Source organism: Actinoplanes italicus, assembly GCF_003001815.1.
GTDB lineage: Bacteria > Actinomycetota > Actinomycetes > Mycobacteriales > Micromonosporaceae > Actinoplanes > Actinoplanes italicus.
In genome coordinates this window covers 14,778-31,166 of sequence record NZ_PVMZ01000011.1, presented here as the reverse complement: position 1 = coordinate 31,166, position 16,389 = coordinate 14,778, and the positions used below count along the sequence as shown (strand labels likewise).

Below are 16,389 nucleotides of genomic sequence, written 5' to 3'. Positions count from 1 at the left end.
AACTATGTGCCCGTTGATCCGTCCAGGTGTTCGAACGGTGCTCTCGAAGGGACGAGATGAGCGGCAGCAGCACGCCTTCCGACGGCGGCGATACCTCCCGGCCCGAACGACCGGCCGGCCTTGTCGCCGGTCGCTACCGGCTGGTCGATCTGCTGGGTGACGGCGGCATGGGCAGGGTGTGGGAGGCGTACGACGAGCTGCTCGACCGGGCCGTCGCCGCCAAGGAGATCGCTCCGGTGGGACTGAGCGCAGCCGAGCTGGGCGACCTGCGCGAGCGGGCCATCCGGGAGGCACGGGCCATCGCCCGCATCGACCACGCCCACGTCGTGCAGATCTTCGACGTCGTCGAGCACGGGGGATCGCCCTGGATCGTCATGGAGCTGGTACGCGCACGCTCGCTGTTCGACGAGGTCCGGGACCGGGGGCCGCTCGATCCCCGGCGAGCCGCACGGCTGGGTCTCGACCTGGTGGACGCGCTCGCGGCCGCTCATCGTGCGGGCGTGCTGCATCGGGACGTGAAACCCGCGAACGTGCTGCTCGGCTGGGACGGCCGGGTGGTGCTGACCGACTTCGGGCTCGCGACCTCCACCGGCGACTCGATGATGACCCGTGCCGGCGTGATGCTCGGGTCCCCGTCCTATCTGGCGCCGGAACGGGCTCTCGACCAGCCGGCCACTGCAGCGGCCGACCTCTGGTCTCTGGGAGCGACGCTCTACACGGCCGTCGAGGGGCACCCGCCGTACGAGCGATCCTCGCCCATGGCGACACTGGCCGCGCTGATGGTCGACCCGCCCGCGCCGCCGACGAGAGCCGGAATCCTGGAGCCCGTCCTGGAGGCGTTGCTCGAGAGGGATCCGGCTGTGCGGATCACCACCGAGGAGGTCACCGAGTTGCTCCGTTACGTGCTCTCCGAGCCGGACCCGGAGCCGCCGGGCCAGGCGCCGGAGCCGCCCGTCGCGGTGCCGGTGGTGGCGCTGCCGGCAGTGCCGGCCCGGTCGTCGCGGTGGCGGCGCGGCACCGTCGCCGCACTGATCGCCGGCGTCACCGTCCTCGTGGTGGCGGCCGCCGCCGCGATCGCCGCAGGCAGGGACCGGCCGGACGCCGAGGCGCAGTCGATGTCCGGCCGGTCCCTGCCGGCGGAGCCTCGGCCGCCCAGCGCCGCGCCCTCGCGAACCGGGGTGGTGGCCCGTCCCTCGGCCACCCCCGCTCCGGCGTCCTCCCGGCCGGTCCGCGGGCGGCCCACCCCGAGCCGGAGCGCCGCCACGACCCGGACGACCACGAGCCGGCCGCCCGCTGTCCGGTTCACCTTCGAGGCCGAGTCGTACACGGACAACAGAGGGACGGAGGACTCCTTCCCCGCGGGTGCCAGCGGAGGCCGGGTGGTGGGCAAGACCGACACCGGGGACTGGGTCGGATACCGCAACCGGTCGCTGGCCGGCGTGCGCAAGGTGACTCTGCGGTACACCGCGGGCGGCGGTGACACGGTCGTCGAGATCCGCAGCGACTCCGGGACGGGCCGGGTGCTGGCGAGGGTGACGCTGGCCGGTACAGCGGACTTCACCGCTTTCGCGACCGTGACGGCCGACCTCGGCGGCGCCGCCTCCGGTCCTCTGTTCATCGCCTTCGCCGGGCCGAAGGCCTCGGACATCGACACCATTACGTTGTCGTCTTAGAGGTCGCTGAGAATGAACCTTTTCAACGTGGCGAGGGCCCAGCAACGCGGTGCAGGCGGGCGACCTGGGAGCTCCGGTCAAATGCCAGGTCGAAAAAGGTCCAGTGTGTGACGTACGGAGGGTGCGGTAATTCATTGTGGTCCCGCTGAATTCAGGTGCCCCTGCTCACGTTGAGCCCGGTGGGGGCCTGGATTAGCTTTGTTCTTAATCAGCCGACAACGGCTGACCGGCCCGTTTGTGGCCTTCCGGAGAAAGCGATGAGGCGGTAATCGAATGGATCTGCAGCTGCCCGACACGAACGACCCCGTCTGGACCGCGGCGAACGGATTCCTGGTGCGCCGGGGCGAGGGGCCGCTGAAGCTGCTCAACGGCGGTGCGGAGCAGGCCCGCGTCAAGGTCGGCGGTGACCGGACCGGTGGCCGGCTGTCATTGCTCGAGATGTACGTGGCTCCGGGATTCGGCAACATCGCCCACGCGCACGGCGACGAGGACGAGGCGTTCTACATCAGGTCCGGCGAGTTCCGTTTCATCAACGGCTCGGAGACTTTCGACGCCGGTCCGGGCGACTTCGTCTACATCCCCCGCGGGACACGCCACGCCTTCAAGAATTTGACCGCCGAGACCGCGACACTGATGGTCTTCTACACTCCGGCGGGACCCGAGCAGTTCTTCCTCGACTACGGCGACGACCCCGACCCGTCGGGCAGGATGCCGGCGCCGTGGACGCCCGAGCAGATCGCGTCGATGGCCGCGTCGATGGATCCGCACAAGGTGATCCCCCTTCCGCGTTCCGACGACTGGGCCTGAGCCGGCGACGGCGGCCGGCGGACTGATCATCGTCCGCCGACCGCCGCCGGTTCACCGCCCGCCGCTCCAGGGATGCTCGTGGAGACCGGCACCCTTCAGGACCGGCTCCGGCCGGTCCGCGGCGTCCGCCGAGACGAGTTGCCGGGCCGCCGCCGTGACGACTCGGATGGTGTCCGGACCGAGCAGCTTCAGGGCATGCCGGTGCACGTTCGACGCGTACGCCGACTGGCAGCGCTCCCACCAGTCCTGCCCGGCCGGGGTGAGGATCGCATACCAGCCGCGACGGTCGTCCTCGGCGCGTTCGCGCTCGATGAACCCGCGTTTCTCGAAGCTGTGAACCATCCGGCTGATCCGGCTACGGGACAGTAGGCGTGCGTCGGCGAGGTCCAGCAGGCGCATGCGGCGGCGCGGCGCCTCGGCCAGATGCCTCAGTGTCTGATAGTCGCTGAGCGTGATGTTGTACTCCTCCAGCAGGTCGGCGTTGATCTTTCGCCGTACCGCCGCAGCGGCGCCGAGAAAGGTGTCGAAGAAACTGTTCCTCCGGAACCGACAGCACCGCGACGCCGGCCTGGCCTGAAGAATGCTGATCCATCGGTTCCGTCCTCGGCTCTGTCATCGTGCTGAGTCGTCTGTCCGTCGGCAAGCCGGGGCCGGGCCCGGCGGACGTCGGGGTGCGGATGGCTCACGCGCCCATCAGTGCGTCACGCAGTTGCCGCGTGGCGTAGTGGGCCCGGGACTTGACGGTGCCGACGGGAACACCGAGCCGGGTCGCGGTCTCGTCTAGGGTGTGGCCCTCGACGTACAGCTCCCGCAGCACGGACCGGTGAGCGGCACTGAGCCCGCCCACGGCGTGCTGCAACGTGAGCTCGGCGATCACCGTCTCGGCGGACTCCAGACCGGACGCGGCCGGCTCGGTGTCGACGAGGCTGACCTCCACGGGGCGCGACTGGCGTTTGCGGTACGCGTCGATGGCCAGCCGGCGGGCGACCGTGAACAGCCAGCGCCGCTGCGACTCGGCCTCGACCGGAACGGCGTCAAGGTTCCGCCAGGCCCGCAGCATGGTCTCCTGAACCAGGTCCTCGGCCGTGTGCGAGGCGCCGGAGGCCACCAGGTTGCGCAGGAACTGCAACAGGGCCCCGCCATTGGCGCGGTGGATCTCCCGCATCCGGGATTCGGCCCGGCATTCCCGGCTCTCCGGGACGAATCTGTTCCGCCGCAATACGGTGTGGCGGTCGAAAAAACTTGTCGCGGTAGTCATAGATCCGTCCCCGTGGCAATTCCGTTAGGTGCGGAAAAGACTAGAGGGGCGCCTGTTTAATTTTACTGAAGTGCTAGTTACGCTGATGTGTATAGGGCTCCGCGGTGATTACACAACCGCATTCGATGTCGAATCGACAATACGTGCGTAATTGATTTCGGGCTAGTCGGGGACCGGAGAATCCTTTGCTCCGTCCGTGCCGGAACCGGGTGGCGTCGCCCGGCTGACCGCCGCGAGCGCGTCCCGCAGGCCCGCCCGCGACGAGATGCCGAGCTTGGGGAAGACCCGGTAGAGATGGGCGCCGACCGTCCGATGGGACAGGTGCAGACGGTCGGCTATCTGCTTGTTGGTCAGGCCACCGGCGGCCAGGCCCGCGATCTCGAGCTCCTGAGCGGTCAGCGCGACGGACGACCGCTCGGCGGCTGCCGGACGGTACCCGGTGGCGCGCAGTTCCGACAGTGTGCGGGTCAGCCACGGCTCGGCTCTCATGGCGGCGAATCCGTCACGTGCCGCCGTCAGGTGGGCGCGGGCCGCCGTGAAATTCCGGCGCCGCCGCAGTCTCTCGGCGAAGGCGAGGCGGATCCGGGACGCCTCGAAGAGCCAGCGGTCCGTGGCCGGGTCGCGCAGTGACATCTCCAGACGAGCCTCGGCGTCCGCGCTGTCCAGCACGAGCGCGTCGACACCGTGCTGTATCAGGCTCATGCGCGAGGACAGCCCGGCGACCCGGGCGGTCCGCATGGCCTCGGCGTGCGTCCGTGCCTCGGTCGTCCGGCCCGTGCGGAGGGCCGCCTCGATGAGGTCGAACATCACCCAGGTGCTGACCGTGACGTACGGCGGGAGGGTGCCGGCGGGGCTGATGGCGGTGGCGTGCCGGTAGGCGGCCTCGAAGTCGCCGTCGGCCATCGCCGCCAGGACACGGGGATGGTGGGCCATGGCCGCCGCGCTGGCGACGCCGCGAGGCAGCGCCCAGTGGGTGATCTCGTCGGCCAGCCCGAAGGCCTCGTCGGCCCGTCCCCGGCCCGCCGCGATGATCGCCTTGTCATAGAGGAAATGCCAGGTCAAGAACGGCAGCCCGTTGGCGGTGCCGACGCTCAGGGCCTCCTCGGCCAGTCTCTCGCTCTCGTCCCAGCGGCCGGTCAGGTAGTCGTCCAGGCACAGGTGCAGGAGCGCGATCATCTGCCGCCGGGGCGCGCCGCCCTCCCGCCCCTGACGGACCAGCCGCCAGGAGTGTTCCCGATTGTCACCGAGCCTGTCGACGTAGGCGGAGGCGGTACCGATCCGCATGACCCGGGTCAGGTCCTGCTCGTCGGTCAGAGTGGCCAGCAGCGTCTCCAGTTCCGGTAGCGTCGCCGCGCCGGTACGGACCGGGTCGGAGAGGGTCCTGCTCAGCACCGAGAGGAGCGGGTTGGGTCGCGGGTCCAGCCGGGCCAGGGCGCGACGGAACACGTCCCAGTGGTGGTCGTCGCCGGCGTACCAGGAGAGCAGGAGCAGGGTGTGCAGCGCTTCGTCGAGGGCGGGGTCGTCGGCTTGCCAGCCGTGGTCGCCGGTTTCGATCGCCCCGGCGAGCAGCCGGTGGGCGGTGTGCACATCACCGTCACCGTTGATCATGAGCAGGGCCGCAGCGCCGGCCGCATGCAGGGAGCCGGCCGAGGTCAGGCCGTTCACCCCTGCGTCGGCCAGAAGAGCGGTCGCGTCGGTGGCGCCCCCGGCCTCCGCGCCGAGGTACGCCGCCTTGGCCAGCCGCCGGGCGCGGTCCTGCACCGTGACGCTCAACTCCGCCGCGCGGACCAGCGCGGCGACCGCTGCCAGAGCGTCACCCCGTTGCACCACCCGCTGCGAGGCGTCCTCGAGCTGTGCCGCCACGGACTCGTCCGGCCCGGCCGCAGCGGCGGCCAGATGCCAGGCCCGGCGCTCCGGGTCGTCTCGCAGGCCGGCGGCGATGACGAGGTGGGCGTTCCGGCGCTCCTCGTGTGTCGACATCGCGACGATCGCCGACTGGAGCAGCGGATGGCGGACGGACATGAGCCCGGTGACGTCGTCCACGCGCACCAGCCCGGCCCGCTCGGCAGCTGCCAGGTCGGTGAGATCGGTCAGGTCGCGCAGCGCCCGTACGTCGCCGCTGCCCTCGAAGGTGGCCAGCAGGAGCAGCAGCCGGGTGGAGTCGGGCAGCCCGGCGACTCGCCTGGCGAAGGCGGCCTGGAGCTGGTCGCTGAGGGGCACCACTCCGGACTGCTCCGCGGGATGCTCCGGGGAGTCGGACAGTGTGGCCGGAAGCTCGACGAGTGCCAGAGGATTGCCCTGGGCGAGGTCGAGCAGGCGCTGCCGGGTGCGCGGCTCCATGGTGGGGAAGCGATCCTGCACCAGCTCGGTGGCGGCCTCCCGGCTCAGCGGCTGAACCACCGCCTCGGTCAGGCCCCGCCGGTCGAGGAAGCTCTCCGTGCCGGTGCGCGACGCGGCGATGACACCGACAGGCGACCCCTGCACCCGCCTGGCGATGAAGCCGATGACCACGGCGCTGGGCCGGTCGATCCATTGCATGTCGTCGAGGATCAACAGGACGGGGGCTCGCTGGGCGATGGTGGTCAGCAGCAGGAGAGCGGCATTGCCGACCAGCAGGGAGCCGGGAGCCGGGCCTGGCCCGAAGCCCAGGGCGACGTTGAGAGCGTCGCGCATCGCCGGGGGCATGTGCTGGATCTCGGGGTACACCGGCAGCAGCAACTGATTGAGCAGCGAGTAGCCGACCTCCGCCTCGAACTGGGAACCGGAAGCGCGCAACACCTGGAACCCATCCGCGCCGGCCATGTCGGCTGCGGCGATCAGCAGCGCCGACTTGCCGATGCCGGTGCCGCCGCGGACGATCCGCACGTCCCCGCCCTGCCGCACCGACTCCAGAAAACGGGCGATGCGCGCCAGTTCCACCTCGCGCCCGAACAGATTGGCCACGGCCCAGCGTAGATCACTCCCGGGTCCGCGCCCGCGCCGGGAAGGCCCCGCACGAGCTGGGAGAACAACCGGTTACGTGCGGTCGTCACGTCGATGAAGACCTCGCGGAGGCGCGTCGAACAATCGATGGCGACGTACCGTACCGAGCCTGGAATGCCCGGGTGAAATGAGCCTGGCTGGGGAAGCACCACCGAGCCGCTATCCGCGCGATGCTCAAATGGCCGAGGAGCGGATCGGTCAGGTCCCGGTGCGCCGACTCGAGGCGGCGCAGACGGATGTACTCGGTGACCGTGTGGGGCTCCTGCTCGAACAGACGGTGCAGGCTGCGGGGCGCCATCAGGTGAGCGGCCGCGATCTCGTCGTGGGTCAGGGCGGGATCCGACAGGTGCTCCCGTGCGAAGCGCAGGATGCCCCGCCTGAGGGTGTCCGCCGCCGCCTCCGCGTCGGCCGGCTCGGTCCGGTCGAGCGCGCCGGCGATGAGGTGGAACGCGGCCTCGCCCAGGCGCCCGGCCGAGGTGCCGATCGACGTCCGATTCTCCAGTGTGGCGACGACGAAGTCCGCCAGCACGGCGCCCGGCCCTTCGCCGAACGGATGTGGACGCAGCATCGCCTGCCGGACGACACCGTCAGGCAGCGACAGGGCGCTACGGGGGAAGGTCAACACGATGCACGACCATCGTCCCTCCAGGTACAGATCGTAGGGCCGACCCGGGTCGTAGAGCGCCATCCGGCCGGACTCGATGCGCGCCCGGTGACCGTCCTGGCTGACGATCGCGACGCCGCCGAACTGCATGCACAGCTTCAGGCGGCCGTCGCGCGAGCGTCGGCCCGCTCGCGGCGTACGGCGCAGGATCTGCGTGTCGCCGCTGAGCCGGACGGCGGTCAAGGTCCCGAGAATCGCGCCGGGCGTGGTGCCCTCCGGCCGGTCCGCGTGATCCGCGAGACGAGCTTCGCCGTCCTCCACCTCGGCCCGGCGCCGTGCCCGGATAACTGATGAGCTCACGTCACGCACGACGTGCCGGCTCCTCGGAAGTTCAGTCGCCGGAGGTCAAAGGGCCGGGCGGAGACTGTCAATCACCGGCTGCCGAACCGAGACACCGTGGTCGGCATGCCAGACACCCATGACTTCATCGTGATCGGTGCGGGGTCGGCCGGCGCCGTCGTCGCTGCGCGACTGTCGGAGGATCCCCGCGTACGGGTTCTGCTGCTCGAGTCCGGACCGGCCGACACGCTCCCCGAGATCGCGGCCCCGCCGGCCTGGCCCGCTCTGTGGGGCAGCGCCGTCGACTACGCCTACACCACCGTCCCGCAGGCCGGCACCGGAGACGCCCGGCACGACTGGCCCCGCGGGCACACCCTCGGCGGCTCCAGCAGCATCAACGCCATGGTCTACCTGCGCGGCCATCCCGCCGACTTCGACGGCTGGGCGAAACACGGCGCCGAAGGCTGGGACTTCGCCTCCGTCCTGCCGTACTTCCGGCGGATGGAGACCGTGGTCACCGGTGACTCGGCATGGCGCGGTGACAGCGGCCCGATGCGCCCGGCGATCGCGTCCGACCCCAATCCGCTGTCCCGGGTGTTCGTGGATGCGGCCGTGGCGGCCGGGTATCCGCGGACCGACGACTTCAACGGCGCCACCGCCGAGGGGGTGGGCTGGCACGACCTGTCCATCACCGGCGGAATCCGGCAGAGCACCGCAGTGGCCTACCTGCGCCCGGCGGCAGGCCGGCCGAACCTCACCGTGCTGACCGGAGCCCGCGCTCACCGGCTGATCATCGAGCGAGGGCGCTGTGTCGGCGTGACCTTCGAGCGTGACGGCCGGTCGGAGTCGGCCTACGCGGACTACGAGGTCGTGGTCAGCGCCGGTGCGATCGACTCGCCCCGGCTGCTGATGCACTCCGGCATCGGTGACGCGGCGGAGCTCGGCCGCCTGGGAATCCCGGTGGCGCAGCACCTGCCGGGAGTCGGCCGCAACCTGCACGACCACCCGCTGGCGAGTCTGGTGTTCGAGGCCGAGCAGCCGATCCCGGCGGGCCGGACCAACCACGCCGAGACGTCGATGCTGTGGCGCAGCGACCCCGGCCTGCCGGGTCCGGACCTGCAACTGATGTTCATCCATGTGCCGTTCCACCGGCCCGCGTTGCAGGCCCCGCCGAACAGCTTCACGTTCGGCGTCGCCACGGTGCCCGACTCGCGGGGAACGGTACGCCTGGCCTCGGCCGACCCCGCGGTCCCACCTCTGATCGACCCCAACTACCTCGCCGAGGAGAGCGACGCCCGGCGGCTGATCGCGGGCATCGAGGTGGCCCGGACGATCGCCGCCGCCGCGCCGTTCGACGGGTGGCGGGGCAAGGAGGTGCTGCCCGGAGACACCGTCCGGCAGCATGCCGCGCTGCGCGAGTACCTGCGCTGGGGCACCGGGACCTATTACCACCCGGTCGGCACCTGCGCGATGGGTGGCGACGCCGACGCGGTGGTCGGTTCCGACCTGCGGGTCCACGGCGTCGACGGGCTCCGTGTGGTGGACGCGTCGGTCATGCCCCGCATCGTCAGCGTCAACACCAATCCCGCGACGATCATGATCGGTGAGAAGGCCGCCGACATGGTTCGGTCCAGCCACTCCTGACGCCGCGAGCGGGCGCTCCCCGGGCCGCGGCGACGGAGGAGGACGGCTGTGGCGACGGGGCGAGGCACCTACGCTCGGTCCATGATCGGACGCCGTCGTGAGCTCGCGGCCGTACAACGGCTGCTGGACGAGGCGATCGCCGGCAGGGGCGGCCGCTTGACGGTCGTGGGCCCTCCCGGATCCGGCCGGACGGTGCTCGCCGCCGTAGCGGCGGACCTGGCCGGGGAACGTGGGCTGAGCGTGGATCGGGCAGCGACGGCCCACGCGCCGGGTCCGCGGCTGGTCATTCTGGAGGAACCCGGACCGACCGTGGACACGGCGGATGTCGATCGGCTCGTACTCGAAGGCGCGGCGGTCCTGATCACGGCGACCGAGGCCGGCGGATCCGGCCGGCATCTCCACCTCGCCCCGTTCACCGGGAGGGAACTGGCTGATCTGCTCCCCGGCCGGCCGGCCGGAACGGTGCACGCCATCTGGTTGCTCACTGCGGGCTGGCCCGGCCCTGCACTCGATCTCGCGGCGGCCGTGCCGCCCGGCGCAGGCGAGGACGCGGTGGTGGAGCTGGCCCTCGCCTCGCCGTCGCGTGGCGAGTTCCTCACCCTCGACATGGCGCTGATCCGGTTGCTGGAGGAGTACGCCGCCCGGCCGTTGCCGCCGACCGTCCGCGCCCGGGTGCTGGTGCGGCTGGCCGGCGAGCTGCTGGGTGACCCGTCCGCCGCGGCGAGGCGGCGGGAACTCGCCGACGAGGCAGTCCGGCTGGCCGGGGCCAGCGAGGATCCGCGGCTCCAGGCGGAGGTGCTGGACGGCCGGCTGCACGCGGTGTGGGACCCGGCCGCGGCCGGGCAACGGCTGTCCACCGCGACCAGGATCGTCGACCTGGCCCGCCGGGGCGCAGATGCGGGACGGGAGCGGCGTGGACTGTTCTGGAGGTTCGTCGCGCTCGCCGAGCTCGGTGATCTGGACGCCGCGGAGGCCGCCCTGGTGGCGTACGGACGGGCGGGGGAACGCGACGGCGACCCGGAGGCCGCGGTCGTCACGCTGTCGCGGCAGGCGGTGCTGGCGCTGGTCCGGGGCCGTCTCGAACTCGCCGAGGCGCTCGCCGCCGAGGTGGCCGACGCCGGGCGGCTGGCCGGGCTGGCCGACACGGCGCGGCTGACCGCGTCACTGCGGGGCAGACTTTCGTTGCTGCGCGGTGACGCGGCAGCTCAGGTAGCACCGCTGCGGGCGCTCGCCCGGCGGCTGCCCGGCCATTTCTTCGAGGTGACCGCGGCCCGTGCACTGGCCGAGTCGGGTCAGGTCGCCGAGGCGTTGCTCGAGGTGGACCGCTTGCTGCCGGCAGTGCTGGCGGGCGCGGGTCCCCGCTGGATCGGCGCGGTGGCCGACCTGGCTCTGGTGGCGTCGCTCGGCGCGGCGCCCGCGGCTGCCGAGGCCCTCTACGGCGCGCTCCTTCCCTACGCCGGCCGGCTCGTCGTCTGGGGCGGGGCGAACACCATCACCGGCCCGGTCGACGACTACCTCGGCCGGCTCGCCGCACGGCTGGGTCGTCCCGGCGCAGCCGAGGCCCATTTCGGCCGGGCGACAGCGCTGGAGGAACGTCTCGGTGCACTGCCGTGGCTGGCGGCCACGCTCGCAGCCCGCGGGGAGACGGCCCGGGCCGCGGCGATCGCCGGAGGTCTCGGCCTGCCGGTCCCCGGCGTGACCGGTGGCGCCGTCACGGCGCCGTCACCGGAGGCCGTGGTGTGGCGGCTGGTGCGTGACGGCGACGACTGGTTGATCGACGCGGGTTCCGAGCACGCCCGGCTGCGCGACGTGCGGGGGCTGCATCATCTGCGCACACTGCTGGCCAGCCCCGGTCACGATATCGCCGCCCTTGACCTGGTGGCGGGCGGCACCGGACTCGTGACGTCCCTGCCCGATCCCCTCCTCGACGCCACGGCCCGCGCCACGTACCGCGCGCGGCTCGCGGAGCTGGCCGGGCAGATGGACGCCGCGGACCGCGCCGGTGACGTCGAGCGAGCCAAGGAGCTGGCAGTCGAACGGCAGGCCCTCGTGGCCGAGGTACGGCGAGCCGCCGGACTCGCGGGTCGTACCCGCCGGCACAACGCCGAAGCGGAACGCGCACGGGTCAACGCGACGCGCGCCGTCCGGGCGGTGCTCGCCCGGCTCGAGTCCCTCACACCCGTGGCCGCGGCCCACCTCCGGGCGTCGTTGCGCACCGGTGGCTACTTCCGCTACGAGCCGGCCGACGGCGGCCCGGCGCGCTGGCAGGTGTGACCGGTGCCACGAACGATCTGTTCCGTGTCCGGTCACGCCTGTGGGGCATGAAGTCTCCACTGGTTCTTCTTCATGGGCTCACCTTCGATCGGCGGCATTGGGAGCCGCTGCGCCGTGAGCTGGAGGTCGTGGATCCCGGCCGCTGCCTACTCGCGCTGGATCTCCCCGGCCACGGTGAGGCCCCGGCTCGATCCTCCTACCGTCTCGAGGAGGTCGTCGAGGTCCTGCACGCCCGGATGACGGCGGCTGCGCTGCCCGCGCCGCCCATCGTGGTGGGGCACTCCGTGGGCGCGGTGATCGGCACGGTCTACGCCGCCCGCTATCCGGCCCGGGCGGTCGTCAATCTGGATCAGATCCTTCTGCCCGGCCCGTTCGGTGACATCGTGCGCGCTGCCGAGCCGGAGCTGCGGGGTCCGGACTGGCGAGCGGTCTGGGAACGCATGCTGGCCGGGATGGGCATCGACGGGCTGCGGGGGGAGGCGCGCCATATCGCCGAGACCGCCACCGATCCGCGGCCCGACCTGCTCCTGGGTTATTGGGCCGAGATCCTGCACAGCACCGACGAGCAGATCCGCGCCGACCGCGAGGCCGATCTCCGGAAGATCGCCGCGCGGGGCACCGGGTACCGGTGGATCACCGCGTCGGAACCGCCGGCCGCCTACCGGGACTGGTTGACGACCCTGCTGCCGGAGGCCGTCGTCACGGTGCTGCCCGGTAGCCACCTGCCTCACCTGGAGCACTCGGCCGAGCTCGCGAGGCGGCTGTCGGAGATGGACTGAGGCGCGACGTGCTTCGCGGGCTCGAATCCGCGGCGCCCGACGATGAACTGTGCGTCCTCGCAGCCGTCGTAGCTGGAAGCCATCCCGTCGATTCTTAAGGAACATCCATGGCAGGCAAGGCGGCGCTGATCGCGTCCCGCACCATCGAAGCGGCCCTCATCATCATCGGTGTGCTGGTGGTGGTCGCCAATGACACCAGCAACATCATCTTCGTCTGGGACCTGCTGGCGATCGTCTACCTGGCGATCCGGATCGCCCGTCTGCGACGCAGCGGGCGCCACGGGCACCCGGCGGGGATCAGCAACGGCCTCGGCGGGCGTGCCGGACTGATCTTCACCATCTTCACGAGCCTTGTCGGCATCATCGCCGGCCTGTCCATCGTCCTGAGTGAGGACGCCGAGAAGGGGCTTGCCTCGGTCGTCGGCATTCCGGCCGTCATGTTCGCGTGGGGCATCCTGCACTTCGGGTACGCCGAGCGGTATTCCCAGACCTACTTCGCCAACCCGTCCGAGCCCGTGCTGACCTTCCCGAACACCGACGAGCCGACGTTCGTCGACTTCACCTACTTCTCGTTCACCCTGGGTACGACGTTCTCAGTGTCCGACGTGGAGAGCCAGACCTCGAAGATTCGCCTGCAGATCCTCTCGCACTCGATCCTGTCCTTCGTCTACAACACCGTGACCATCGGTATCGCGGTCAGCGTGATCTCCGGCTGAACATCGGCGGGCCGGGTGCGAGTGGATGCCCGGCCCGCTACCGTTCCCTGTCGCGGCATCGTTTCGGCCAACGGTCGGCCCTTCCCCCACGAGAGGGTCGACAATGAGGGCGTTCTAAGCTCGATCGCCATTCGACGACAGACACTTCCCGTAGTTTTCCGATCGCTATGAATCACCATTCGGACACGGCGCATCCCGGTGTCGCGAGAAGCATCACTCAATACTTCACCCGCTTTCTCGGATCGACGCCGTCCGCCGGTGCCCGTGGGGGGATGATCCCGTGATTTTGACCAGCGACGACGAAACGTCGTTCTGTTTCGACGTACTGGGGCCGGTGCGAGTGTGGCGGCAGGGCACCGAACTGGAGCTGGGTGCCCGGCAGCAGCGCCTGATCCTGGCACTGTTGCTTGCACGTGCCGGTCAGCCGGTCTCGGTCGGCGACATCGTCGAGGTGCTGTGGGGCGGGCGACCTCCGAAGAGCGCGATGAATGTCGTGCACCGCTACGTCGGCGCGTTGCGGCGTCTGCTCGAGCCCGGACTTCCCGCCCGGTCGGGCGGACGGTGGCTGATCGGCGACGCGGCCGGGTACCGGATGCGGGTCGACTCCGGCAGCCTCGATCTGCTGCGTCTGCGGGCGCTGGCCGGGCAGGGGCGTTCCGACGAGGCGGCCGGGCGGCTCCCGGAGGCGATGTCGGCCTTCGAGGCGGCCCTCCAGCTTTGGCGCGGTCCTTGCGGCGGGGCGGCGGAGCTGATGGCCGGAAACCACCTGGCGTTCGACGTCGTGGATCATGAGTGTGCCGATCTGGCCCGGGAGGCGACCTCCCTGGCGTTGCGCCTGGACCGTGTCCGATCGGTGCTCCCCGTTCTGCGGCGGGTGGCCGAGAACCGCCCGCTGGACGAGGCACTGCAGGCCCAGCTCCTGACGGCGTTGTCCGCCGACGGCCAGCAGGCCGAGGCGATCACGCTTCATCACAGCGTCCGCCGCCGGCTCGCCGACGAGCTGGGCGTAGACCCCGGCGAGGAGCTCCGCGGCGCGTACCAGGCGGTCCTGCGGCAGCCGGCCGCTGCTCCGGCGCGGCCCGGCACGACGGGGTCCGCGGACCGGGGCCCCGCGCCGGGCAACCGGGGCCCGGGGGCCGCAACGGTGCTTCCGGCTCAGCTGCCGGCCGACCTCCCCTACTTCACCGGCCGGGATGAGGCCCAGCGCCGTGCCCTCAGCCTCATCAACGGTCACGTCATGGCTCAGGTGTCCACGCCGGTGCTCGCCATCGACGGCATCGCCGGCATCGGGAAGACCAGCCTGGCCATCCATCTGGCCCACCAGCTGGCCGACGTCTACCCGGACGGGCAACTGTACGTCGACCTTCAGGGTTTCGATCCCGCGCAGTCCGAGTTGCACCCCGCGGTGGCCCTTCAGGGTTTCCTGAACGCGCTGGGTGTCCCGGACGCCGACATCCCCACCAGTGATCACGCCCGGTCGGGCCTGTACCGCAGTGTCCTGGCCGGCCGCAGGATCCTGGTGGTGCTCGACAACGCGCACAGCGTCGAGCAGGTCCGGCCCCTCCTGCCGGGCGCCCCGGGCTGTCTGGTCCTCGTCAGCAGCCGCAAACGTCTGACCGGGCTGGCCGCCGCGCACGGCGCTCACCTCATGAGTCTCGACGTGCTGTCGCCCGGTGACGCGCGACGCTTCCTGAGTTCGCGCCTGGGGGAGGACCGCACGTCGGCCGGCCCGGAAGCGGTGGACGAGATCGTCGAGCGTTGTGGCCGGCTCCCGCTGGCGCTGGCCATGGTCGCAGCCCGGGCCCTGATCCACGCCGACCATCCTCTGATCGAGATCGCCCGGGAGCTGAGGGACGCGCAGGGCAGTCTGGACGGGTTCTGCGGGGACGACATGAGCAGCGACATCCGCGCGATCTTCTCCTGGTCGTACCGCAAGCTCGGTGCCGGCGCCGCACGTGCGTTCCGGTTGCTGTCGCTGCATCCCGGTCCGGATGTCACCGTCCCGGCGATGGCCAGTCTGGCCGGTGTCCCCCTGGCCGAGGCGCGGCTCCTCGCCGGGGAACTGGTGCAGACCGGCCTCCTGCGCGAGCACACGGTCGGCCGGTACACCGCACATGACCTGATCCGGGCCTACGCGCAGGAGCTGGTCCGGCTGCACGAGGACGACCGCACCAGGGACCGCGCCTTCGACCGGCTCGTCTCCCACTACCGGCAAACCGCCTACCACGCGGATCTGTATCTGCGGCCCGCGATCGTGCTGGACCCGCCGGAGCCACGGGAGGCGGTGGTCACCACCCGGGTGGACGACGACAAAGGGGCCATCGCCTGGTTCGCCGCGGAACGGCAGGTCATCAAGGCCGTCATCCAGCGCGAGATCGAGTACGGCCATGCGACCTCGGCCTGGCGGCTCGCGGCCAGCCTGCAACGTTACGTTCTCCGTGAAGGCTGGTGGCACGACTGGGCAGCGGTGTGCCGTGCCTGCCTGCAGGCGGCCGTCGTGGCCGGGGACGACCCGGGCCGTGCCTTCCTGACGCGTGCCCTGGCCGGTGTCGAGCACAACCTGGGCGATCATGAGTCGGCGACGTCGTTGCTCCAACAGTCGCTCGACCTATTCGTTCTGCTCGGCGACCGGTTGCAGGAGGCCATGGTCTATCACCTCCTGGGACAGGCGAGCTACGGCCGGCAGAACTATCTCGAATCCATCGCCTATCTCGAGCGTGCCCTGCCCATCTTCGAGTCGCTGGGGGAGCAGAACCGCCAGGTCATGTGTCACTGCTGGATCGGCTCGGCACGCACGGGTCTCGGCCGGCCCGATCTCTGCATGGAGGTGCTTGAGCGGGCCGAGCCGATCGTCGACTCCCTCGGTGACCTCGAACTGCGGGCTCATTTCTCCTACACGCGGGCCGAGTGCCTGCATGCCGCCGGCGACCTGTCCGCGGCCCTGACCGACTGGCGAATCGCGGCCGCGGCTTTCGAGCAGATCAACTACCGGGTGGGCCTGGTCGACACCCTCCTGCACGAGGGCGACACCGCGCTGGCCCTGGGCGACGCGGCCGGGGCGCGTGCGGTCTGGCAGAGGGCTCGTGATCTGCTGGCGAGCCAGCAGAACCTGCCGCTGATGAGACAGGTGCAGGAGCGCCTGTCGCGGTGGAGAGCACCGGATGGCGTACGAGGAGCGGGCGCGCTCTGAACCTGCCGCCCGAGGCTTCGTCGTGTCGGGTATGAGACACGCGAGCGGCGGCCGCCGGGCACATGCCGGCCGGCGGGACAGCGGCGACCGGCAGCGTGGCGTGACGCCACCGCACCCGCACAG

Annotated in this window: 11 protein-coding genes; 7 read left to right on the top strand and 4 right to left on the bottom strand. The window is 71.1% G+C overall.

The window, feature by feature from the left end:
• The first annotated feature begins 56 nt into the window (after nucleotides 1–56).
• Together CLV67_RS25825 and CLV67_RS25820 are read left to right on the top strand one after the other, a co-directional pair.
• The gene (locus CLV67_RS25825; RefSeq protein WP_106322770.1) at nucleotides 57–1,673 is read left to right on the top strand and encodes a protein kinase domain-containing protein; all 1,617 of its coding nucleotides are present in this window, start codon (nucleotides 57–59) and stop codon (nucleotides 1,671–1,673) included.
• A 273-nt stretch (nucleotides 1,674–1,946) separates the two neighbouring features.
• Complete coding sequence (locus CLV67_RS25820) at nucleotides 1,947–2,480, top strand: cupin domain-containing protein (protein ID WP_106322768.1); 534 nt, start codon at nucleotides 1,947–1,949, stop codon at nucleotides 2,478–2,480.
• A gap of 51 nt (nucleotides 2,481–2,531) precedes the next feature.
• Here the strand turns inward: CLV67_RS25820 and CLV67_RS53560 are convergent, their stop codons facing one another.
• From CLV67_RS53560 to CLV67_RS25800, 4 genes are all read right to left on the bottom strand, one after another.
• Nucleotides 2,532–2,951, bottom strand: a complete 420-nt coding sequence (locus tag CLV67_RS53560; RefSeq protein ID WP_428839489.1) for a MarR family winged helix-turn-helix transcriptional regulator — start codon at nucleotides 2,949–2,951, stop codon at nucleotides 2,532–2,534.
• Between the two features lie 211 nt (nucleotides 2,952–3,162).
• Nucleotides 3,163–3,645 (bottom strand): sigma-70 family RNA polymerase sigma factor, encoded by a 483-nt coding sequence (locus CLV67_RS25810; protein ID WP_170153991.1) that lies wholly within the window; start codon nucleotides 3,643–3,645, stop codon nucleotides 3,163–3,165.
• 255 nt (nucleotides 3,646–3,900) lie between these two features.
• Entirely contained in the window at nucleotides 3,901–6,681 is a 2,781-nt protein-coding gene (locus CLV67_RS25805) for an AAA family ATPase (RefSeq protein ID WP_106322761.1), read from the bottom strand.
• A gap of 85 nt (nucleotides 6,682–6,766) precedes the next feature.
• A complete protein-coding gene (locus tag CLV67_RS25800) occupies nucleotides 6,767–7,684 on the bottom strand; it encodes a helix-turn-helix domain-containing protein (RefSeq protein WP_170153990.1) in 918 nt (305 codons plus the stop codon).
• A gap of 105 nt (nucleotides 7,685–7,789) precedes the next feature.
• Between CLV67_RS25800 and CLV67_RS25795 the strand changes: the two genes are divergently transcribed.
• The 5 genes from CLV67_RS25795 (at nucleotide 7,790) to CLV67_RS25775 (ending at nucleotide 16,266) form a co-directional block, all read left to right on the top strand.
• Nucleotides 7,790–9,307 carry a GMC family oxidoreductase gene (locus CLV67_RS25795; RefSeq protein ID WP_106323186.1) on the top strand — a complete coding sequence of 506 codons (1,518 nt, stop codon included), beginning with the start codon at nucleotides 7,790–7,792 and terminating at the stop codon, nucleotides 9,305–9,307.
• Between the two features lie 81 nt (nucleotides 9,308–9,388).
• The gene (locus CLV67_RS25790) at nucleotides 9,389–11,581 is read left to right on the top strand and encodes a hypothetical protein (protein WP_106322757.1); all 2,193 of its coding nucleotides are present in this window, start codon (nucleotides 9,389–9,391) and stop codon (nucleotides 11,579–11,581) included.
• A gap of 47 nt (nucleotides 11,582–11,628) precedes the next feature.
• Nucleotides 11,629–12,360 (top strand): alpha/beta fold hydrolase, encoded by a 732-nt coding sequence (locus CLV67_RS25785; RefSeq protein ID WP_170153989.1) that lies wholly within the window; start codon nucleotides 11,629–11,631, stop codon nucleotides 12,358–12,360.
• A 107-nt stretch (nucleotides 12,361–12,467) separates the two neighbouring features.
• Nucleotides 12,468–13,076 (top strand): DUF1345 domain-containing protein, encoded by a 609-nt coding sequence (locus CLV67_RS25780; protein ID WP_106322753.1) that lies wholly within the window; start codon nucleotides 12,468–12,470, stop codon nucleotides 13,074–13,076.
• Nucleotides 13,077–13,356: 280 nt separating this feature from the next.
• A complete protein-coding gene (locus tag CLV67_RS25775) occupies nucleotides 13,357–16,266 on the top strand; it encodes an AfsR/SARP family transcriptional regulator (protein WP_106322751.1) in 2,910 nt (969 codons plus the stop codon).
• The last annotated feature ends 123 nt before the right edge of the window (nucleotides 16,267–16,389 follow it).